Below are 21,152 nucleotides of genomic sequence, written 5' to 3'. Positions count from 1 at the left end.
GCGTCCGGACGCGGGGCGGCGAGGGTGTCGGAGCGGCTGCTCACGGTGCGGGATTCCCTTTCGTGGAGACTGGCCAACTGTACGCGAGCGCGCACCGCCCGGCGTCGGCCCGTCGGCTGGTGGTCGGGAAGGCCCTAACCTTGGCACCGTGTCCACCTTCCTGCGGCCGTTGGTCGCCCTACTGAGTTGCGGGGCACTCGCACTGTCGGGGTGCGTCCGGACGCCGGAACCGCTGCCTACCGCGTCCACGTCGCCCTCCTCGACGGCGGGGCGCCCGTTCACGGTGTTGACCGAGCAGCGGGCGACCACGACCGACCCGGCGGGGGTGCGCAACGACTCCGAGGCGATGGTGGCTCTCGACCTCTACCAGAGGCTGATGCTGGTGCAGCCGTCCACCCAGCTGCTGAGGCCCGACCTGGCCAAGGAGTGCCTCTACACCGCAGAGACGGTGTTCGACTGCACGCTGCCGAAGGGGCTGACCTTCTCGAGCGGACACCAGCTGACCAGTTCGGACGTGAAGTTCAGCATTCAGCGCGCGCTGCGCCTCGCCCCCGAGCAGATGTCGATGCTGGGCGCGCTGCGCAGCATCGAAACCCCCGACGCGTGGACGGTGCGTTTCCGGCTGAAGTACCCCGACAACCAGTTCGGCTTCGGCCTGGCCGGGCCGGCGGCGTCCATCGTCGACGAGGACGCCTACGACGCCGACAAGCTGCGTCCGGTCGACCAGGCGCCGATCGGCAGCGGGCCGTACCAACTCGACTCCTGGGACAACAAGGGCCTGACGCTGACCAGGTTCGCCGGCTACCGGGGCCCGCTGGGCACCGACATGGACCGAATCCGGATCACCTGGGCCGATTCGGCCACGGCCGAGACGGCACTGGTCGACGCGAGCGCCGAGATCGTCTGGCGCACGCTGAGTCCGGCGGCCGTCGCCCGGCTCGAGGGCCGGATCAGCGAGGCGCAGGAGGAGAACCGGCAAGCCGCCTTCTACCGGTGGCAACTGCCCAGGGTCGTGCTGCAACAAATGGTGTGGTTGCCCGAGAGCAGGTATCGCAGCAACGCCGCCCTGCGCCAGGCACTCAGCAAGGCGCTGCAGCAGGACCGCACCGCCACCTCGATCCTGCCGACGCAGATCGAGGGTCACATCGACGCCTTCGACGTCGGTGGCGACCCGAAGATGCCGACCGTCGACAAGGGCATCTCCCTGCGGTTGAGGTTCACCGACAGCTCACCCGGGATGGAGGATCTGGCCCACCAGGTACGCGACCGGTTCGAGGAGCGGCTCGGTATCACCGTCCAGCTCGTCACCGAGACCGAGGACGCCGACCTCGAGCTGCGGGACAGCGCGCCGACCACGAACACCGCCCTGGGCTGGCTGCAGGACTACCTGCAGAACCCGTTGCCGGGCAGCGCCGACAAACTCGCTGACCTGGAGGAGTTGATCCGCTCGTCGAGCAAGTCCGAGGTTCAGGAGCCGGCGTTGGGCGAGATCCAGAAGCAGGCCGCCGCCGACGCGACCGTCGTCCCGGTCGCCGAGGCCGACGGTGTGCTGTTCCTCAGCCAGCGGGCCGACCTGGTCGGCGAAGCGTTCGGTCCTGGCTGGCAACTGGCCTTGTGGGGGGCACGATGGAAGAGTTGAACGGGGTCCGCACCGGCGCGCTGCAGCCGGGTGAGCGGGTCACCCTGACCGATCCCAAGGGTCGTCGGCACTCGGTGCTGCTGGCGCCCGGCGGCACGTTCCACACCACGAAGGGGGCCATCAGCCACGACGCGCTGATCGGCGGCCCGGACGGCAACGTGGTGCGGTCGGCCGGCGGCGTGGACTACGTGGCGTTCCGGCCGTTGCTGGAGGAGTTCACCGTCACCATGCCCCGCGGCGCGGCGGTGATCTACCCCAAGGACGCCGCGCAGATCCTGGTGCAGACCGACATCTTTCCCGGCGCGCGGGTCCTCGAGGCGGGCGTCGGCTCCGGGTCGCTGAGCATGCACCTGCTGCGCGCCATCGGGTCGGCGGGCCGGCTGTACTCCTACGAGCGGCGTCCCGACTTCGCCGACATCGCCACGCGCAACGTCGACGCCTTCTTCGGCGCGCGGCACCCGGCCTGGGAGGTGCGGGTCGGCGACCTGGCCGTCGACATCGGTCCCGAGCCGGTCGATCGCGCCGTTCTCGACATGCTCGCGCCGTGGGAGTGCGTGGACGCCGTCGGCGAGGTGCTGGTGCCGGGTGGGCTGCTGTGCTGCTACGTCGCGACCGCCACCCAGCTCGGCCGGACCATGGACACACTGCGCGCCCACGGCGGCTTCACCGAGCCGACCGGCTCGGAACTGTCGATCCGGCAATGGCATGCCGAGGGGCTGGCCATCCGGCCCGGACACAACACCACCGGCCACACCGGCTTCCTCGTCTTCACCCGCCGGCTCGCCCCGGGGGTGACCGCCCCGCGCCGGCGGCGGCGTCCGGCTCCGGGGGCGTACGGGCCCGACTACACCGGTCCGCGGCCACCGGGGGTCGGCGTCGAGGAGGCGCCGGAGTGACCCCGCCGCTGGACGAACTGGCGCAGGCCCGGGCGCTGGCCGAGGCCCGCGGGCGCGCCGCCGAGCTCGCCGAGCGGCGGCTCGCGGATGCCCGGGCCGACACCCGGTCGCTGGCGCAGCAGAACGAGAAGCTGAACGCCACCCTGCGCGAGGCGCGCGAGACCCTGCTGTCGCTGCGGGCGCAACTGGAGGCGCTGGCCAATCCGCCGCAGGCGCACGGCCTGGTGGTGGGTGAGCCCGGTGCCGGGTTGGCCGACGTGACGGTCGGAGGCCGGGTGCTGCGGGTCGCGCTCGGCCCCGAGGTGGACGCCGGCGCGGTTCCAATCGGTACGCCGGTGCTGCTCAACGAGGCGATGATGCTGGTCGGGCTCGCCCCGGCCCCGGCCCAGCAGGAACTCGTGGTGGTCTCCGACGTACTCGCCGACGGCCGGCTGCTGGTGACCGGCTCGGCGGGAGAGGAGAGCCTGCTGGTGGCCGCGCCGGCCCTGACCGGCATCAAGGCGGGCCAGACCGTTGCCGCCGACCGGCGCGCCGGGGTGGCGCTGTCGGTGGTGGAGCGCACCGAGGTGAACGACCTGCTGCTCGACGAGGTGCCCGACGTGGACTACGCCGACATCGGCGGGCTGGCACGGCAGATCGAACAGATCCGCGACGCCGTCGAGCTGCCCTTCCTGCACCGCGACCTGTACGCCCGCTACCAGCTGCCGGCACCCAAGGGCGTCCTGCTGTACGGGCCGCCGGGGTGCGGCAAGACGATGATCGCCAAGGCGGTCGCCAACTCGCTGGGCGCCCAGCTGGGCGGGGTGGGCAGTCACTTCCTGAACATCAAGGGACCCGAGCTGCTGAACAAGTACGTGGGCGAGACCGAACGGCAGATCCGGGTGATCTTCGCCACCGCCCGCGAGCATGCCGCCGACGGGCGTCCGGTGATCGTCTTCTTCGACGAGATGGACTCGCTGTTCCGCACCCGTGGCAGCGGGGTCAGCTCCGACATGGAGTCGACGGTGGTGCCGCAGCTGCTCAGCGAGATCGACGGCGTCGAATCGTTGAGCAACGTGATCATCATCGGCGCCACCAACCGCGAGGACCTGATCGACCCCGCCATCCTGCGTCCCGGCCGGCTCGACGTGAAGATCAAGCTCGATCGACCGGACGCCGCGGCGGCGGCCGAGATCCTGGCCAAGTACCTCACCGCAACGGTGCCGATGGCGCTGGGAGCCTCCGGTGGCGACCCGGACGGGACTCGACGGGCGCTGATCGACGCCACCGTCGACCAGCTGTACCGACGCAGCGACACCAACCGCTTCCTGGAGGTCACCTACGCCTCCGGGGACCGTGAGGTGCTCTACGTGAGCGACTTCGTCTCCGGTGCAATGCTGGCCAACGTGGTCGGCCGGGCCAAGAAGGCCGCGATCAAGGACGTGCTGGCGGGCCGACCCGACGGGCTGCTGCTCGACCACCTGCTGCAGGCCTGTGCCGACGAGGTGGCCGAGAACGAGGACCTGCCGAACACCACGAACCCCGACGATTGGGCCCGGATCTCGGGCCGCAAGGGTGAGCGGATCACGTTCATGCGCACCCTGCGCGGCGGCCGCCAGGTGCAACCCTGACCGCCAACCCCTGGGTTGGTCGGGTCAGGCGGAGGCACGACGGCGGCGACCCGCGATCAGCCGCCAGCCGAGCATGCCGAGGGCGAGGAACGCACCGGCGACGATGACGAAGCCGACCTCGACGCCGCCGCCGGACTCGTGCCTGATCCACATGCCGAAGGCCAACGTGCCGGCCCAGATCAGGGCCCCGTTCAGCAGGGAGTCGGTCGGGCGCTTCATGCCGATCATCGCGACGGTCAGGCCGAGCAGTGCGATCAGGAACGGCCAGGCGGTCAGCGCGATGCCGGCGGGGTCGGCCGCCTCGCCGTGCGAGAGGCGTCCGATCGTCGCGAATAGCAGCACGACCAACAGGTCGATTCCGAACGCTTTCCACCACGTCATGGCGCCACCCTAGGGGCAACCTCCCTACCATGAGGGGCATGCCGCTGCTGGGGACCGAAACCGAGTACGGCATTCTGGCGCCCGGCCGTGGCGACCTGCACCCGACCGTGCTGTCGGCGGCGGTGGTGGAGGCCCACGACGGCCCCGCGACCCTGGCCCGGCGCGACTCCGGCGACCCGATCCCGTTCGAGGACGCGCACAACCGCTTCCTCGGCAACGGCGCCCGGCTCTACGTCGACCACGCCCACCCGGAGTACTCCACACCGGAGACCACGTCGCCGCGGGCCGCCCTGCTGGCCGATCTCGCGGGCGATGCGATCGTGGCCCGCGCCGCGTCCAGGGCGGGGCAGCGGCTCGGCACCCCGGTCCGGCTGTTCAAGAACAACACCGACGGCAAGGGCGCGTCCTACGGCTACCACGAGAACCACCTGCTCGGCCGGGCCACGCCCTGGGAGCGGATCGTCGAGGGTCTGCTGCCCTACCTGGTGACCCGCCCGGTGTTCACCGGGGCAGGGCGGGTCGGCCTGGGCCAGGCGAGCCAGCGGCCCGGCTTCCAGCTGTCCCAGCGTGCCGACTTCTTCGAGGCGATCACCGGGCTGGAGACCACGATCCGGCGCCCCCTGGTGAACACCCGCGACGAGCCGCATGCCGACCGCTCGCGCTGGCGGCGGCTGCATCTGATCGCCGGGGACGCCAATCGTTCCCAGACCGCCACCCTGCTCAAGCTGGGCACGGCCGCCGCGGTGCTGGCCGGCATCGAGCAGGGCGTGCTGCGACCGGTACGGCTGGCCGACCCGCTGGGGGCGGTGCAGACGGTGAGTCGCGACCTGAGCTGCACGGCGAGACTCGAGTTGGCCGACGGACGCCGGGTGACAGCGATCGAGGTGCAGCGGGACTGTCACGCTCAACTACAGGCTTCGGGTCTTGGCGACCCCGACGTCATGACGCTGTGGTCGGAGACCCTCGACCGGCTGGCGTCCGACCCGAGCGGCTGCGTCGAACTGGACTGGGTCGCGAAGCTCAACCTGTTGGAGAGGTTCAGGGCCCGTGACGTCCTGGGCTGGGACCACCCACGCCTCGCCCAGCTCGACCTGGCCTGGGCCGACCTGGACGACGGGGTCAGCCCCTACGCCGCCCTGGTGCGGGCCGGACGGATGCCGCTGCTGTGCACCGACGCCGAGGTGGAGCGGGCGATCGACGAGCCGCCGCCCGACACCCGCGCCCGGGTGCGCGGCGGGCTGGTCCGGGAGAACCCGGACGCGGTGCTGGCGTTGGATTGGTCGTGGGTGCTGCTGAGCACCCGCCAGGGGAGCCGTCGACTGCGCCTGGACGACCCGTACCGGCACACCATGCCGTCCGACCTGGGCGGCTGACCCGGCGGGTGCGGGATGACGGCGTGGATCTGCGTCATCCCGGGCGTGCCCCGGGATCCCGGGTGGCGTTACTCCACCAGGAAGTCGTACCGGACGCCGCTGGGCGGCACCGACTCGGCCACCCTGGTGCGATGTGCCGCCCAGACGTGCAGGGTGCCGTCGGTCCAGCGGGCGGCCTGGTAGCTGCGCTGCACGATCAGCCCGCCGACCGGCACCTCCTCCTCGGGAATCAGCAGCGCCCCGTCCGGGCCGCCGCCGAGCAGGTCCGTGACGCTGTGCACCAGGCGGCCGCCCGCCACGTCGAGCACCGAGCCGCGGGCGAGCACGATCTGTTCGCCGGCCCCGGCGCGCACCGGCAGCAGCGGAATCCAGTGCGGCGGCGGCGCCTGGGCCAGGTGGTAGTCGGGGGCGACGTCCGGGTCGCCGGGTGGGTCGGCCGGCCTGGTCTGGCTGAGCGGCACCGCCGACTGCAGCGGCGACTCGACGATCCGCTCGATCGCCCAGCCGAGGTTGGCCTGCTCGTCGCGGGCCAGCAGCACCTCCTCGACCACCGGCCCCACCACCGGACGGGCGAGCCGGGGCGCCAGGTAGAGCAGGTTGCGGACGGTGGCGCCCTCGGGCGCCGCGGCGTCGTAGGGCAGCGCCTGCTGGAACATGCTCCAGCCCTCCGCCTGCGCCGAGCCGGTGCCGACCGGACGCAACAGGGTGCGTACCCCGAAGGTGTCGGTGACGACCAGCGACGCGGTGCGCACCAGCCGTCCGACCGGCAGGTCCACCCCGATCACGAACCAGTCGTTGCCGTAGCCGGACAGGGTTTCGATGAGCAGCACCTGGGCCAGGTCGGTCTCGGCCGGTGCCAGCGCGGACAGGTTGACCGCGGCGTCCTCGAACTCCCAGAAGCGGCGCGCCGGCAGCCCCGGCGCGGTGACCGGCGCGGGCATCACGGTGCGGACCAGCTGCTCGCCCGCCTCGGCCGGGGTGGTGCCGAGGTTCACCTCGCCGTTGACGTCGAACTCGTACCAGTCGAGCACATCGCTGTCGTAGCGCTGTGCGGTCAGCGTGGTCTCGTCGAACGGGCCGGTCCCGAGCCGGGCCGCCATCGACGCGGTGTATTCGAACCGGGTCGGCTGCCAGCTGGCGGCGGCCGGGTCGGCGTCGGCGAACAGGTCGGCGACCAGGGCGAGCCAGTCCGCGCAGGCCGCCCGCACCTCGGCCAGGTCGGCGGGCGCCACCTGCTCGCCGAACCGGGGCAGCGGACGTCCGGCCAGCTCGCCGCGCAACCGGCGGCCGTCCAGGCTGCGGCCACCGTGCAGCCGGGCGAAGCCGGCGCTCGCTGGATCGGTCGCGGCCAGCACCTCGTCGGGGTAGACCGGGACGGCGAAGGCGGCCACCAGTGCGGGCGCGTAGTCGCGGGAGACGCTCTGGCCGGCCAACACCCGCAGGAACAGCCGACCGGTGTCCACTCCGAGTCTGAGGCCGGCGAGGCCGTCCGCGGTGGCCGGCAGCGGGGCGCCGACCCGTTCGATCAGGGTTTCCAGCGGCGCCGCGGACGCCTCGAACCGCGGCGCCTGGGTCTGTGTCTCGGGCGGTACCGCGCCGGGGACGAACCGGGTCGGGGCGGCGGCCACGCCGCGCCACCGGGCCAGCACCGGGCTGCCGCCGTCCTGACCGGCGAACTCGCCGGTCTGCCATTGCCGGCCCAGCAGCCACAGCGGGTCGTGCACCGGAGCGGTGGCGCCGAGCGTCACGTCAGGGCGCAGCGGGTCCGGTTCGAGCCGGAAGAAGGTGGTGATCGACGCCATCTCAGCCTCCCGCCGGGGTCAGCGCGTTCGGGTCGGTGGAGGGTGCGTCGCCCTCGGCGTTGTAGGCGAGCACCGCCGCCGGCAGGTACTGGCGGGCAGCACCCAGCGCCTCGGGCGGCACCACCCGCAGGTGCGTCAACTCCAGGGTCTCCACCAGCACCTGGTTGAGCGAGGCCACGGTCCACGGCTCGTCGAGCACCGGCGGCACCGCGAGCAGGATCGCCTGCGGCGCCATCGACTCCGGCGGGTCGTAGCGGAACGCCACCCCGGTGGTCTCGCTCGCGGCAGGCACCACCTCGGCCCACTCGTCGATCAGCAGCCCGGCGAGCGCCGCACCCGGTCGCAGCGTCGCCCCGCCGACCACCAACAGGGACGCCGCCGCGTCCACGTAGTGTTCTGCGGGCAGCGCGTTCCAGGTGTCGCCCGCACGGTGGGGCACCTGCGCCACCGTCAGGTCGAGCACCGCGTCGGGGCCACCGCGAAGGGCGTCGGCCTCGCGCAGGGCGATGCCGAGCCGCGCCAGCGGCTCGCGGACCCGTTCCATCCGGGTCAGCCACACCTCGGCCGCCAGCGGGTTGCCGCCGGTCATCCCGGGGTCGTCGCGGGACGCGATCAGGGCCGCGGGGTCGGTGACCACGAAGCGCGGCACGGCGAGGAAGCCCGGCCCCTGCAGCGTCGCGAGCTCACGGCCCAGCGCCTTGGCGTCATCACTCGCCGCGACCGGCGCGGCCAGCCGGGCGCTGAGGTCGGCCAGCACGCGGACGGCCGCGGCCGGCCACCCGGACGCGGCCGTCGGCACCCCCGCCTCGCCGACCGCCAGCGACCACGTGGCCACCACCGCCGCCTGCAGCCCCGCGATGTCGTCGGGACGCCCGAGGGCGTCCGCCAGCCGGTCGGACGCCGCGGTCACCGCGCGCCGGGCCGCTGCGGCGCGTGCGGCCAGGTCGGCCACGTCGACCCCCGGCAGCGGGTCGGCGTGCGGCGGCTGTAGGCCGGTGCCGTCCAGTGCGGTCGCCGACGACACCAGGGCGGCCAGCGAACCGCCCAGTTCGAGCAGGGCGAGAAGGTCGGCGTCCGGCACCAGCTCCGCACCGGCCACGTCCCGGCCCGCGGCCACCGCCGCCCGGGCGGCCAGTTCCCGCAGTGCCGAGCCGCCACCGGCCAGCTGGACGAAGTCGGCCGCCGCCAGCCGCAGGTCGGGCAGCGGCACCGCGACCGACGGGTCGCCGGCCAGGGTGAGCGTGCGGCCGGAGGCGTGGCCCAGCAGCGAGCCGAGCCAGGCGTCCAGGGCCGGCTCGGCGGCGGCCCGGGCGGAAAGCGCCGGCAACCGCAGCGGGTCGGCCGGCTCTGCCGTGGAGCCGGGTGCGGTGGGGTCGGCGGTCGGGCCGGTCCACCCCGCAGCGGGGGAGGCGTCCGGATCGACGAGCACCAGCACCCGGTGGGTGACCGCCGCACCCGTGCGCGGCGTGGCCAGGAAGTCCAGGTCGGGCGGCGGCGCCAGGCCGCGATCGAGATCGGCGACGCTGCTGACCGCGCGGCTCAGGTCGCCGCGGGCGAACTGGTGCACCTGCTCGGCCTGCAACGCGTCCGCGGCGGCGTCCACGGCCGCGTTGAGGCCGCGCAGCACGGCGACCGCACGGCTGCGCTCGGAGTCGCTCGGCGTGTGGTTCATCGCCACCAGATGGTCGACCGCATGGTCCTCGCCGGCCGCCCACAGCTCGTGCAGCCGCAGCCCGTCCAGCCTGCGCGCCTCCGCCGGCAGCGACTCCTGGCCCGGCAGCGGCGCGACGTCGCGGGCGGGTCCGATCGCGAAGTCGAGATCGCGTTCGTGCAGATCGCGCTCGACCAGGTAGCCCAGCACCGCACCCAGGCTGCGGCCGGCCCGCACGCCGTCGAAGATCCACCGGGCCAACCGGACGCGCTGCGAGGTCAGGCTGACCGCGAACGGGTCGGTCGGGGCGCCGCCGTGGGCGAGGTGCGCGTTGCGGGCCAACGCCGCCACCTGGGCCTGCTGCACCGACGGCGCGTGGATGAACCCGGGGTCGTCCGCGGCGACCAGCAGGGGCCCCGGCTCGTCGGCGGGCAGCTCGGTGGCGGCCGGGCCCGCGGTCGGCGCCACGCCCTCCACCCAGCCGTACCCGCCGACCAGCACGCCGTCGGGCGCCGCGGCGCGCAGCTGCCCCAACCGGGCCGTGGCCAGTGCGGTCACCCAGGCGTCCAGCCGGTGCGAGGTCGCGTCCAGCGCGCCCAGCAGGTGCCGCTCAAGGACGGGCACCGGCGCCTGCGCCAGCGTGCCCAGGGCCGCGCGGAAGTCGGCCAGCGCCGGGACAGTGCCGCCGGCCAGCCGGGCCGCCACCGTGTCGCCCTCGGGCAGCGTGGTCGCGCGCCGGGCGGCCCAGCCGGTGACGTCGTCGCCGAAGCCGTACAGCTCGGCGTCCGCCGCACCCAGCGACAGCAGCCGGGCGGCGGCGTCGGCATGCTCGCGCAGCAGACCGTGGCGCAGCAGGGCGGCCAGCACCGACTCGGGTGCGTCCGTGCCCAACGCCAGGGCGTCGAGGTCGGCGGCCAGCAGTGCGTCGATGAACCCCACCTCGGCGCCGGACGACACCAGCGGCAGGGTGACCGGGTGAGCGGACGGCTCGTGCACCGCGAGCGCGCCGGGCAGCAGGCCCAGGCCGGCCGCCCTGGCCAGCGGCAGCGCCCGGTCGCGGGCGGCGTCCCAGAACCCGCCCCCGGTCACCTCGCGGAACAGGAAGCGCTGCAGGTTGTCGGCGAACCGGGCGCCCATGCTGCGGCGCAACCGCAGGTCGTCGGAGCGTCCTTCCAGCCGCAGCACGTCGACCAGGTCGGACGCCACGTCGCTGCGCCCGACCCGTGGCGCCAGGTCCACCGCGGGTCGCCAGCCCTCCTGCCGCACACCGGCCAGCACCCGGGCCAGCCGGGTGGTGCGCTCGTCGCCGGCGTACCGGCCCAGCGCGGTGACCGGCAGCAGGCCGTAGGGCTGCCGGCCGACCCGCAACGTCGGCAGCGGGCCCTCAGGTCGCAGGAAGCGCCGGGCGAAGTCGCGGGCCCAGTCGTGGCCGGCGGCGTCCACCCCGACGAACTGGGTCAGCCAGTACCCCCAGGTGGCGGGCCACAGCGCCCGGCCCATCGCCGCGGCCAGCAACGCGTCGGTGTCGCCGGCGTTCGGCAGGTCGGCCACCAGCTCCGGGTCGACGCCGAGGGCGCGCGCCGCGGCCGATCCGGCGGAGTCGGGGGCGGGCGTGACGTCCGCCGCACTCCAGGCGCCCGCGCCGGTGCTCGCCCAGCCCGACCCGGACGCCTCGGAGTTGTTGGTCGGCGTCTCCGGCAGCAGCAGGCCCAGGCCGGCCGAGTAGCGCTGCGCGGCCAGCAGTGCGGCCAGCCGGTCGGCTCCGGCCGACGCGTCCTGCCCGCCGACGCCGGTGGCGAGCAACAGGTCGACCGGCGTGCTCACCGGCAGCCGGACGGCCAGGCCGAGCCGCTCCGCCTCGGCGAAGTCGACCAGCCAGTGCATCCCGGCGTCGACGGCGGCGGTCTCGTGGTCGTCCTCGGCGGCCACCAGCGGCGCGGACAGGTCCGGGCCGACGGGGGGATCGGCGGTGATCGGCGCGCCGCTGGCCACCGCCACGACCTGCCCGCCGGCGTAGGCGGTCACCGTCCAGCGTTGCGGCAGCAACCGGGCGACCGGGGTGCGGCGGTCGTCGGACACCTCGACGGCGGGAAAGGCCGGTTCGGCAGGCAGCGGCGCGTCGTCGGCGACCTCGGTGGTCGGCCGCCGGTCCGGATTCGTCGGACGGGTGGCGCGCACCACCCAGCCCGCCCGGCCCGCGCCGTACCGGCCGGCCAGTGCCGTCCAGGCCCGCTGCTGGCGGGCCAGGTTCGTGCCGGTGCGCCATTGCAGGCGCCAGAAGTCCTTCCCGGCCTGCTGCTCGGCCGCCGACAGTCGTGGATCGTGCGCGTCGACGTGCACCTGGTCGGGGTAGATGCGCACCAGGAGTTCGTCGCCGGCGTAGCGGGTCTCCAGTCGCACCGGCAGCAGCGCCAGCGGGTGGCTGGCGGGTGCCAGCGGGGCGCTCAGCCGCGGATCGGCGAGCAGGGCGTCGGCGGTCAGCGGCGCGAGGTTCAACGCGGTGGTCATGATTCCGGCTCCCGCATCAGCACCGTGATCGGCATGGTGATCCGGGCGGGCAGCTGGCGCAGCCGGCCCGCCAGCGCCGCCGCGGAGGCGTCCGTCGCCGGCGCATGGCTGACCCCGTCCGGCGCCTGCCCCACCTCGAAGCCGAACCGGGGGGCGCCGGGCTGTTCGGCGATGCTGATCGCGTAGCCGTCCGCCTCGGCCAGGGCGATGGTGAAGCCGAAGAAGGTCACGTCGGGGTCGAGCGAGCCCCGGAACACCGGCAGCAGCGCCTGCGCCGGATCGGACCCCGTCCGGTGGGCGCTGACGACGGCGTCGGGGAAGCGGCGCATCAGCTCGCTGCGCAGCAGCAGCACGAACCGCTCCGGACGCAGCGTCGGCGCACCCAGGGTGCGCTCGCCCCAGTCGGCCAACTGCGGGATGTCGGGCGGCTCCGACGGTGCCACCGCGGCGTCCCAGAACCGGTCGAAGAAGGTGGCGGTCAGCGGGGTCGGGAACTCCCGCCACAGCAACTCCCGGCCGAACTCGTGGTTGAGCCCCACCATGAAGGCCTCGACGAAGGCGCCGTTGGTGCGTAACGCCAGTGCGGTGTCGGCCGGCACTCCGGCCAGCCCGGGCAGCAGCCAGTGCTGGCCCAGCTCGGCCAGCGAGTGCGCCATCGGGGTGTCGAAGCGGGGCGTGAAGCGCAGGTCGGGCAGGGGAGTATCGGCGGTGGCCGGCGGCGGGGGAGCGCTGAACAGCGTGCCGAGGGCGGCGGTGAAGGTGCGCACCGGCGCGGTGAGCGCCACCGCCTCGGTCATCAACGCGTCCAGCGAGACGCTGCCGGTGACGGCGCCCGGGTCGGGCCGCGCCGCCACGAACCCGGTCAGCTGCTTCGCGGCCACCGTGCGGAACAGTGCGGCCGCGGCCGAGTCGCTGCGCGGCGGATGATGCGGCGGGTCCTCGGGGGTCGCCGGCGTGGGAGGGGTCGGTGGCGTGATCGGCGTGTCGCGGGGTCGGCGCCGCCGCACCGGGGTGGGTCCGCCCCCGTCGTCGGCTCGGAGCGCCGGCCGGCTGAGCGCGCCGCCGCCGAGGTCGCCGGCCACCTCGCCCAGCGGAGGGAACGGTCGGGGGGCAGTGGGTGCCGGGGTCGCCGACACGCCGAAGGTCGGCTGCTGCGCCGAGGCGGTGACCGCCGCTGCGGTGAGCGCGGCCCAGGGCAGCGGGACGGGCGGCGGCAGGGTCGAGCCGACCGCGTCGAAGGTGAGCGGACCGTCCGGAGCGCCGAAGCCGCGGGCCACGACCGCGCCGGGCACCATGCTGCCGATCCAGTCCAGCAGCGGCGGCATGGTGCCGTCCCGCTCGGCGGTGCGGACGGCTGGGCCTCGCAGCCGGGTCACCCGGCGGACCGCCGAGCCGAGCGTGGCCCCCGGCAGGTCCGCCTGCGCCCACTGCGCCGCGAAACTCTGCCCGCCGGTGGCGGCCGGCGCGGCCATCAGGGCGCCCCGCAGCGGAGCCAGCACGAACAGGCCGGCCTGCGGCGACAACGGCGCGATGTGCCGGCGGTGCAGGCTCTGTGCCATCGCGAACCCGAGGGCGGCCAGGCCGACCAGCCGGGTGCCAGCGCCCAGGTCGACCGACTGGTCCCAGGCCGCGCCGACCAGGGTCTCCTGCTGGCGTTGCACCACCAGCGTGCCCAGCGCGGCCGCGACCCGGGCGGCCGGGTCGAGGTTCAGCTGCTCGTACCACCGGTCGGCGCCGGACGCGAGCGCGGCGGGTGAGCGGTAGGCCGAACCGTAGCGCGGTGGAGCGAGCAGCGGCTGACCGGCAGTAGCGGCGTCCGGCGCGTTCAGCACCGACCGCAGAGCGGTGGCGAAACGGCCGGGCAGGGCGGCGTCCGACCAGCGTTGCGTGGGTGCGTCCAGGGCCAGCAGGGCGCCGCCGAGCAGTTCCTGGGCGTCGTCGGTGCCGCTCAGGCCGAGGCCGGCGGTCGACAGGTCGAGCGGCCGCAGCCCGAAGCCGTCCTCGACCGGGCGGCCACGGATCGCCAGCGCCAGCGACTGGAAGTCGCCCTTCGGCCCGGTGGCGAAGCGCCAGTGGTGGTAGACCGGCAACTCGACGGTGCCCATGCCGTCGGCCCGCGTCCAGGCCGGGCCTTGCGCGTCGCCGACCTCGTCGCCCAGGCCGGTGCGGCGGCCGGCCTCGAAGGTCGGCACCACGCAGGCGAGGTAGCCGGTCTGTTCGGCCAGCAGCCGGCCGCAGACCAGCCGGGACAGGTTGCGGGCCGGGTCGCCGGCCAGCGCCGCCGCCACGTCCGCGCCGCCGGAGCCCCCGGTCATGACCACCTGCGCGTGCGCCCACGCCCACGAGTCGGCCAGGTCGGGCAGCTCCAGTTCCGGACGGGCGGGCGCGCCGATCCGCAACACCGGCAGCGCACTCGTGCCGGCAGGCTGCAGTTGCACACCCGGCTGCTCGCGCACCACCACCAGGCACAGCCAGGGGCGCAGCCTGCCGCCGCTGGCGGAGGCCGGGGTGAACAGCCACGGCAGGCCGGGGTCGTCGAACTCGACCAGGGCGAGGTAGTTCGATTCGAAGTTCTGGGCGTTGGGCGCCGGGTCGGTCCGGATCACCTGCTGCGGCGCCACCCCGGTGACCGCGCCCGGGCCGAGCAGCTGCACCGGCACCGCCGCGCCGGGGCTGCCGTTCACGCTCACCCCGACCGTCGTGCCGACCTGGTTCGCCGGATGCCCGGCCCGGTCGTCCGGCGGCAGGGCGACCGTGCCGCCCCGGCGCACCCAGGGCAGGAACAGCAGGCTCGTCTCGGTCATGACACCCCTGCGGTCCGGGCCAGTCCCAGCGTGGCCAGCCGCGGCGCGTCCGGACGCGGCACACCGCTGAACCGCTCGGTGGCCGAGGTGCGGGTCAGGGCCCGCGCGGACGCGCTGATCCGCAGCCCGGCCAGCACGTGGGTGGACGGCGCCGGCTGCGGTTGCGGCTGCAGCACCGGCACGCCGTCCGGGCCGACCACGATCTCGGTGTAGGCGAACGGGGCGGCCACGCCGGCGCCGGCGTCCGTGGCGTAGTCGTCGTTGCCGAAGCTCACCCCGGCCTCGCGCACCGTCATTCCCGGCGCCGACAGCCGCTGCGCCTCGGTCAGTTCGAAGAACTGGCTGTCGGGGAACTCGTCGTGCACCTTGTCCAGCTCGGTGATCACCCGGTCGCCGAGCTGGGCCGAGGTGATCGCGAAGCGGCGCTCGCGGGCGGGCACGAAGGCGCCGACCCGGTCGATGTCGCGATCGAGGTTCAGCGGCACGAATCCCTGCTGCACGACCAGCCGGCCCAACGGGTGCAAGGTCAGGCCGCCGGCCGCCGGGTCGGTGCGGACCCCGACCAGCTGCCCGGCGGTGGTCGGCAGTTCGGTGCGCCAGCTGAGCGGGTCGTTGAGCCGGCCGACCAGTTCGAGCAGCACGTCCAGGGCTTCGCTGACCAGCGAATCGCTGCCGCCGATCAGCACCTTGTCGAAGCCGACGGTGTAGTCCCACCACAGGATGCCGAAGCTGGCCTTGCCGGCCACCCGCAGCGGCAGCGGCCCCTCGAGGGTGCCGCTGACGTCCACCTTGAACAGGCTGCGGCTGCCGCGCTTGAGCTGCATCCCGGCCTTGAAGTCGGCGATGAAGTGCGGCGGCCAGAAGTTCACCAGCACGTCGAAGCCGATGTAGCCCTCGATCGAGAAGCCGAAGGCGGCCGCGTACAGCGAGGCGGTGGCGCCGAACTGCAGCGTGTTGGGGGTGATCGCGAGATAGGCCTCGATGATCAGCTTCGGGTTGTCGCCGCTGGTCAGCGCCACCGTGACCCGGGGCACCACCGGGAAGCCGACCGGCGCGGTGAAGCGCGGGTTGAACCCGCCGATGGCCAGCGCGAATCCCTGACCCCGGGCGCGCCGGAACGCGGCCGCCCCGGTCAGGGCGAACCGGCCGAACAGTTTCGACTCGTACAGCACCGCGTCCAGGGCGGCGAAGCCGGAGTCGAAGTCGAACTCGCCCACCACGTCGAGGTTCAGGGTCAGCAGCGGCGCCTTCTCCTGCGGCAGCACCGAACTCACCCGGCCGAGCACCAGCAGCCGGGAGCTGTCGGTGGTGCCGTCACGTTCGAGCATCAGCGCCAGGTCGGCGCGCAGCAGCGGGTTGGCGGCGGGGCCGAAGGTGAGCTTGACCAGCAACCCGTAGATGTGGGTGCCTTCCCGGGGCGGGAAGAACGTGCGCAGGCCGGCCACCATCTCGGGCAGCGTCTTGATCGGGTCGGCCGGGAACAGCAGGTATTTCAGCTTGCCGGAGGGCAGTGCGGTGCGTACCGCGGGTACGTCCAGGGTGCGGTCCGCGGCGTACAGCAGGCCCAGGCCGTCCAGGGTGATGAAGCCGGCGGTCAGCCCCAGGTGCTCAAGGGTGCCGATCAGGATGAACGAGGTGAGCGGGTTGCCCTGCCCGTCGCGGGTGGAGACCAGGCCCAGGCAGGTGAGCGTCACCCGCTTGCCGACCCGCAGCACGACGGCGCCGTAGTAGTCACCGCTGGCCGGATCGCGGTGCACGGCCCCACCGCCGCTGAACGCACCGGTGTCGATGTTGATCGCGACCCCGGTGGGCAGCGCGGCGTCCACGTGGGCGTCGACCAGCTTCAGGTTGCGGTCCTTCTGCAGCTTGGTCGTGCCGATTTCGGCGAGCAGGCCGAGCTGGTCGACCTTGAGGTAGACCGGCCCCCAGGTGGCGCTGAACGTGACCAGCGCGCCGGCGGCCACCGCCCAGCCGGTGGCGGGGGCGTCGGCCCGTCGGCCGGCCAGCCGGACCACCAGCTCGAGCAGGTTGATGCCGCTGCCCAACAGGTTGCCGCCGCCCAGCGGCAGCGTCAGGTCGAGAGTGGACGGCCCCGCGGGTCCCGTGGAGTCGAACGGCACCGGCTGGGTGGTGGTGGCGTCCTTGCCCTTGACCCGGTGCAGCTCCTTGATGAACCCGAGGTTGGAGTCGTAGCCCAGCGAGAAGCCGAACATGGTGCGGTAGGGCTTGCCGCCGAGCAGCTTGCGGACGAAGCTGTCGGCGCTGGAGCCGTCCACCACCAGGGCGCAGTCGTCGAACTGGGCCACCACCCGCGCGCCGGTGGCAGACAGGGTGAGCAGGAACGACATGCCGCCGAGTTCCACCCGCATGCCGGTGGCTCGGGGCAGCGCGTAGCTGATGCCGCTCTCGGAAGGCTTGGCGACGTAGCCGATCGTCGCCTCCAGCCCGGACGCCTCGGGGCTGGCCTGGATGCCGTCGGCGCCGCCGATCAGCAGGGCCGCGCCGGCGTCGCCCTTCACCGCCGCCCGGAACCGCCACTCGGGCGCGGCACTGACGTGCTGCGGGTTGAGCACCTGGTCGATGCCGAGCGAGCCGCCAAGGGCCAGGAACACCTGGTGCGGACGGGCCGGGGTGCCGATCCGGCGGGGCAGGTAGAGCCAGCTCAGCTTCAGTTCCTCGGTGGCCGAGTCGCCGTCGTGGCGCAGGGCCAGCGAGACCATCCGGCTGGCGAGCACGTCGGCGGCCGCGGGCCGCTGGTCGGAGTCGATGTCGAGCCCGGGGGCGTCCCAGCCGACGATCACGTCGCTGAGCATGTTCTCGTCGAACTCGTCCTTGGTCTGGTCGATCACGGCGATGGCGGCGAGGATGCCGCGGATCAACCCGTCGACGAACAGGAAGCCGGAGTCGCGCGCGGTCTGCAGGCTCGAACCGGACGCCCCCTCGTGGGTGTCGTCGAGGTCGTCCAGGGTGCGTCCCGGGTTCCAGACGAACGACACGATGGTGGCGAAGGACTGGAAGAACCGGCCGGCGTGATAGCCGCCGGCCCGGTGCGGCAGCGCCTGGTCGCCGGGGCCGTACGAGCCGGTCAGGTCCGAGGCGACCGCCATCGCCTCGATGATCAGGAAGAGTTTGGGCCAGCGCTGCCGCACGTAGGTGCTGCCGAGCACGTCGAACAGGCTGTTGACGAACGTGTCGGTGCGCCCGGACCAGTCGCTGCCGCCCCACGACTCGATCTGGTCGATGATCGCGCCGAGCAGCACGGCGATGTCGCCCGCCGCGGCGATGTCGGCCTGCAGGTCGCTGTCGACGGCGTCGCGATAGGCCTGGACCGACGCCAGCGGGGCCGTGGGCAGCACCAGGTTTCCGGCCTCGCCCTGGGCGCCGAGATCGCGCAGGATGGCCTCGCGGGCCTGGCGAGCGGTGGGGTCGGTGAGCAGCTTGCCGACGAAGACGATGAAGTCGACCACCTCGCCGGCCAGGGCGCGCAGCACGGACGAGGCGCTCATGTCGTCGGCTCCGGGATCGGCGCCGGCTCGATCGCGAACCGGCGCAGCCGCTCGGGCGGATCCTCGAACAGCGGGCCCAGCGGCGCCCGGTGCACCAGGTACGGCGCCATCACCGGCAGCTGGCTGTCGGGGTCGACCGCCTCGGTGTACACCTCGCCGACGGCGGTGATCAGGCTGCCGGTGCTCTCGAAGCGGCAGATGCCGAAGTTCGAGCGGAACAGCATCTGGCGGGTGTTGCGCATCCGTTCCAACGCGTGCTGGTGCCGCACCGCCACCTGGCGCAGCGCGTCGAACGTGGTGGCCGGGTCGGCGGCCTGGGTTTCGATCGTCGCCTCGTCCAGCGGGAACGCGCGGATCGGGGTCGGACGCGCCGCGTTCGGATCCTCCGGCGGCGGGTCGGGCACCACGTCGGGGCGGACGTCCAGCAGCGGCGTGACCCGCCAACGCCACTCCGGCGGCCTGGCCGGGTTCAGCCGGGACCGCTTCGCGTCGTCGTCCTCGCCGGCTGCGTTGTCGTCGATCCAGCCGTGGGTGGGCAGCAGCACCGGGCTGCGTAGCAGCTTGGCGCGGGTGATCGCCACCAGGTCGTCCTCGGTGCGTCCGGGCGGCAGCAGCACCAGGTCCTGCTCGGGCTGCGTCCAGCCCAGCCGTTCGACGCCCAGCTTGGCCCGGAGCAACTGCTGCAACAGCATCACCTTGGCGTCGAGGGCCTGCAGGTAGACCGGCATCACGTTCTTGAAGCCGCTGGAGGTGAACTGGGCGATTCGCGCCGGCGCGTTGCTGGTACCCCGCCAGTAGCTCATCAAGTTGGAGGCGGCGTTGTGCACGTCGCCGGAGAGCAGCACCACCCGGCCGTAGTCCGCCAGCCGCGACATCAGGTACTCGAAGGTGTTCTCGTCCAACGCCCAGGTCTCCAGCGCGTCGGGGTTGGTTCCGGGCATCAGCCGGGTGCCGGACTTCTTCTCCTCGGCCACCTCGTTGTGGTGGACGGCGTCGAAGATCCGGTAGATGGCCCGGTTCACGATCTCGTCCAGTACCGGCGGGCCGATCACCTGCAGCGGAGCGATCACCACCAGCACCTCGACCCCGGCGGGCAGCGGCGGCTTGGGGATCTGCTCGTCCAGCGCCTCCTTGGACACGTTGCCGGGCGGTCCGATCTCACTGACGTAGCTGCGCCGGGTGCGGTTGTCGAGAGCCACCACCCGGTGCCTGGGCCCGTCGATGGTGAAGTGCCAGGTGATCGGCGGCTTGACCGACAGGAACTCGCCGTTGGGCAGCGGCTGGTTGTCCAGATCGTGGCCGAACATCGTCGCCAGCGTGGTGACGGTGGCGGCGTCCGGTCCCTTCGTCGCCCCTTCCGGGAACAGCTTCTGCGCCGCCAGCAGCAGGTCGCCGGGCTGCTGGCCGCCGAGTTCGGGACGGGTCACCGAGGTCACGTCGTAGCGCCGCGGGTCGTTGCCCCAGTCCTGGAAGAGCGCGTAGGCGGTCATCGCGTTGGTCAGGATGGTCTGGCCCAGCCCGGTGCCCAGCACTCGGTGCCGCCACATCGGGGTGAGGAAGTAGTCGTCGGTGACGTCATGGTCGTCGAGGATCATGTAGGTCGGCACGTTGGCCAGCAGCCGCTGCGCCCGCCACAGGTTGCTCAGGAACTCGCGGTGCACCCGGTGGTTGCGGCGGCTGACCTTGGGCTTCTTGGCCTGCTTCTTCGCCTCGTCCTTGGCGCGGTCCCGGTCCTCCTGGTCCCGCTCGGCCTGGCTCAGCTTGGCCCGCCTGGCTGCTTCCTTCGCGATCTCCTCGGCCCGGACGGTGGCGTCGGTGAAGGTGTACTGCGGCAGCCGGATCGGGTTGCCGGGCTGCGGCAGCGCGACGGACTGGTCGTCGGTGAGCACGTCCAGCCAGCGCACCGGGCCGGACGGGTTCGCCGTGCCGGTGCGCAGCTGCGCGCCCGGAATCTCGACGCCCCAGCACGCCGGCGACCAGTAGAGCAGGTAGGCGGCGGCGAACTCGCCGAGGCTGATCAGGTGGTTCTTGCCGTCCTCGCTGGTCAGCTGGGCACTGCAGTTGGTGAGGTACAGCCGGTTGCCGACCCCGAACCAGGGCGGTCCGGCGGGCAACGGGTCCGCGGCGGTGTCGGCGGCCGGTTCGTCGTCGTAGGCGGCGTCCGGGTTCGCCGGGTCGACGGTGCGCTTGAGCAGTCGCACCGTGTCGACTGCGACGCGTTCCACCGGCGTCCGGGCCGGCTCTCCCGGACGCGGGTTGGCGGCGGGCGCGCTGCCGATCAGCTCGACGCCGAGCTCGACCACCCGCAGCATCAGCACGTCCTCGACGTCGTCGGCGTAGATCTGGTCGCCGCCCAGGAACAGTTGGTGCAGCCGGGCTCGCGGGTCGCCGACCCGCTCGGCGAGGTACTGGTCCATCCAGGCGAAGGCGTCGCCGTCGTCGTAGCCGGGCCGGCGGCACGACCCGTAGGCGATCTGCAGGTCGTCGAGACTGCTCGGCGGCAGCGCGAAGCTCGGCAGCATGCGGTCGGCGTAGCCGAGCGGGCCTGCGGTGGTGCCGCTGACCTGGTGGGTCTCCAGCAGCTTCAGCGAGTGCAGGTTGTTGGTGCCGCCGTCGGCCTCGATCCACAGGTTGTAGCTGTACAGCCGGTCGGGCTCGAACACCTTGCCGGAGGCCGGTGGCAGCCGGGCCGAGACCATGCTGAGGTAGAGGTGTTCGCCGATCCGGATCGCCTCGGCGCCCGGGAAGGGCGGGGGAGCGTTGGGGTCGGGCGGGTCGGCGCTGGAGCAGAAGACGGGGTTGGTGGTGTCGTGGGCCACCGTTCCCTCGAACACCTCCAGGGTGACCTCGGCCGGCGAACTGAAGGCCGTCCAGACGCTGACCAGTCCCGGGTCCACCCTGCGCAGGATCGGACCCGCCAGCAGCAGTGGAAGCTCCATCTCGCCCGCCTCAGGTGGTCAAACCTCTGGCACCGTACCTCCG

The 21,152-nt window shown here is 73.5% G+C and carries 9 protein-coding genes and 1 pseudogene; 4 read left to right on the top strand and 6 right to left on the bottom strand.

Annotation, left to right across the window (positions count from 1 at the left end; all coding sequences use genetic code 11):
• Window positions 1-148: 148 nt before the first annotated feature.
• The 3 genes and pseudogenes from OIE40_RS06720 (at window position 149) to arc (ending at window position 4,145) form a co-directional block, all read left to right on the top strand.
• Window positions 149-1,639 (top strand): ABC transporter substrate-binding protein, encoded by a 1,491-nt coding sequence (locus OIE40_RS06720; RefSeq protein WP_264701274.1) that lies wholly within the window; start codon window positions 149-151, stop codon window positions 1,637-1,639.
• 14 nt (window positions 1,640-1,653) lie between these two features.
• Window positions 1,654-2,535 (top strand): annotated as a pseudogene (locus tag OIE40_RS06715) (tRNA (adenine-N1)-methyltransferase); the annotation flags it as partial.
• A complete protein-coding gene (gene arc / locus OIE40_RS06710; RefSeq protein ID WP_264701270.1) occupies window positions 2,532-4,145 on the top strand; it encodes a proteasome ATPase in 1,614 nt (537 codons plus the stop codon). The pseudogene OIE40_RS06715 and the gene arc, both read left to right, overlap by 4 nt.
• A 24-nt stretch (window positions 4,146-4,169) precedes the next feature.
• Here the strand turns inward: arc and OIE40_RS06705 are convergent, their stop codons facing one another.
• Window positions 4,170-4,526 (bottom strand): DUF3054 domain-containing protein, encoded by a 357-nt coding sequence (locus OIE40_RS06705; protein WP_264701268.1) that lies wholly within the window; start codon window positions 4,524-4,526, stop codon window positions 4,170-4,172.
• 38 nt (window positions 4,527-4,564) lie between these two features.
• Between OIE40_RS06705 and OIE40_RS06700 the strand changes: the two genes are divergently transcribed.
• Window positions 4,565-5,899, top strand: coding sequence for a proteasome accessory factor PafA2 family protein (locus OIE40_RS06700; RefSeq protein ID WP_264701266.1), 1,335 nt, complete (start codon window positions 4,565-4,567; stop codon window positions 5,897-5,899).
• A 68-nt stretch (window positions 5,900-5,967) separates the two neighbouring features.
• On the opposite strand, the gene OIE40_RS06695 is transcribed toward OIE40_RS06700, so the two are convergent.
• From OIE40_RS06695 to OIE40_RS06675, 5 genes are read right to left on the bottom strand one after another with little or no spacing between them, the layout of a single operon-like run.
• Complete coding sequence (locus tag OIE40_RS06695) at window positions 5,968-7,701, bottom strand: hypothetical protein (RefSeq protein ID WP_264701264.1); 1,734 nt, start codon at window positions 7,699-7,701, stop codon at window positions 5,968-5,970.
• A 1-nt stretch (window position 7,702) separates the two neighbouring features.
• Window positions 7,703-11,860 (bottom strand): hypothetical protein, encoded by a 4,158-nt coding sequence (locus tag OIE40_RS06690; RefSeq protein WP_264701263.1) that lies wholly within the window; start codon window positions 11,858-11,860, stop codon window positions 7,703-7,705.
• Complete coding sequence (locus OIE40_RS06685; protein WP_264701261.1) at window positions 11,857-14,664, bottom strand: hypothetical protein; 2,808 nt, start codon at window positions 14,662-14,664, stop codon at window positions 11,857-11,859. Before OIE40_RS06685 ends, OIE40_RS06690 begins: the two co-directional genes overlap by 4 nt.
• The gene (locus OIE40_RS06680; RefSeq protein WP_264701260.1) at window positions 14,661-18,170 is read right to left on the bottom strand and encodes a DUF6603 domain-containing protein; all 3,510 of its coding nucleotides are present in this window, start codon (window positions 18,168-18,170) and stop codon (window positions 14,661-14,663) included. The genes OIE40_RS06685 and OIE40_RS06680 overlap by 4 nt, the downstream gene beginning before the upstream one ends.
• A complete protein-coding gene (locus OIE40_RS06675) occupies window positions 18,167-21,109 on the bottom strand; it encodes a metallophosphoesterase family protein (RefSeq protein WP_264701258.1) in 2,943 nt (980 codons plus the stop codon). Before OIE40_RS06675 ends, OIE40_RS06680 begins: the two co-directional genes overlap by 4 nt.
• Window positions 21,110-21,152 lie beyond the last annotated feature (43 nt).

The organism is Micropruina sonneratiae, assembly GCF_025972045.1.
GTDB classification, from domain to species: Bacteria; Actinomycetota; Actinomycetes; order Propionibacteriales; family Propionibacteriaceae; genus Micropruina; species Micropruina sonneratiae.
Note: the sequence above shows the minus strand (reverse complement) of the source record. Positions and strands in the feature narration are given on the sequence as shown.

Excerpts from the sequence above, each read along its gene's own strand:
- OIE40_RS06700 (WP_264701266.1), top strand. The coding sequence starts at position 4,565 with ATGCCGCTGCTGGGGACCGAAACCGAGTACGGCATTCTGGCGCCCGGC.
- OIE40_RS06705 (WP_264701268.1), bottom strand. The coding sequence starts at position 4,526 with ATGACGTGGTGGAAAGCGTTCGGAATCGACCTGTTGGTCGTGCTGCTA.
- OIE40_RS06675 (WP_264701258.1), bottom strand. The coding sequence starts at position 21,109 with ATGGAGCTTCCACTGCTGCTGGCGGGTCCGATCCTGCGCAGGGTGGAC.
- OIE40_RS06695 (WP_264701264.1), bottom strand. The coding sequence starts at position 7,701 with ATGGCGTCGATCACCACCTTCTTCCGGCTCGAACCGGACCCGCTGCGC.
- OIE40_RS06690 (WP_264701263.1), bottom strand. The coding sequence starts at position 11,860 with ATGACCACCGCGTTGAACCTCGCGCCGCTGACCGCCGACGCCCTGCTC.
- OIE40_RS06680 (WP_264701260.1), bottom strand. The coding sequence starts at position 18,170 with ATGAGCGCCTCGTCCGTGCTGCGCGCCCTGGCCGGCGAGGTGGTCGAC.
- OIE40_RS06685 (WP_264701261.1), bottom strand. The coding sequence starts at position 14,664 with ATGACCGAGACGAGCCTGCTGTTCCTGCCCTGGGTGCGCCGGGGCGGC.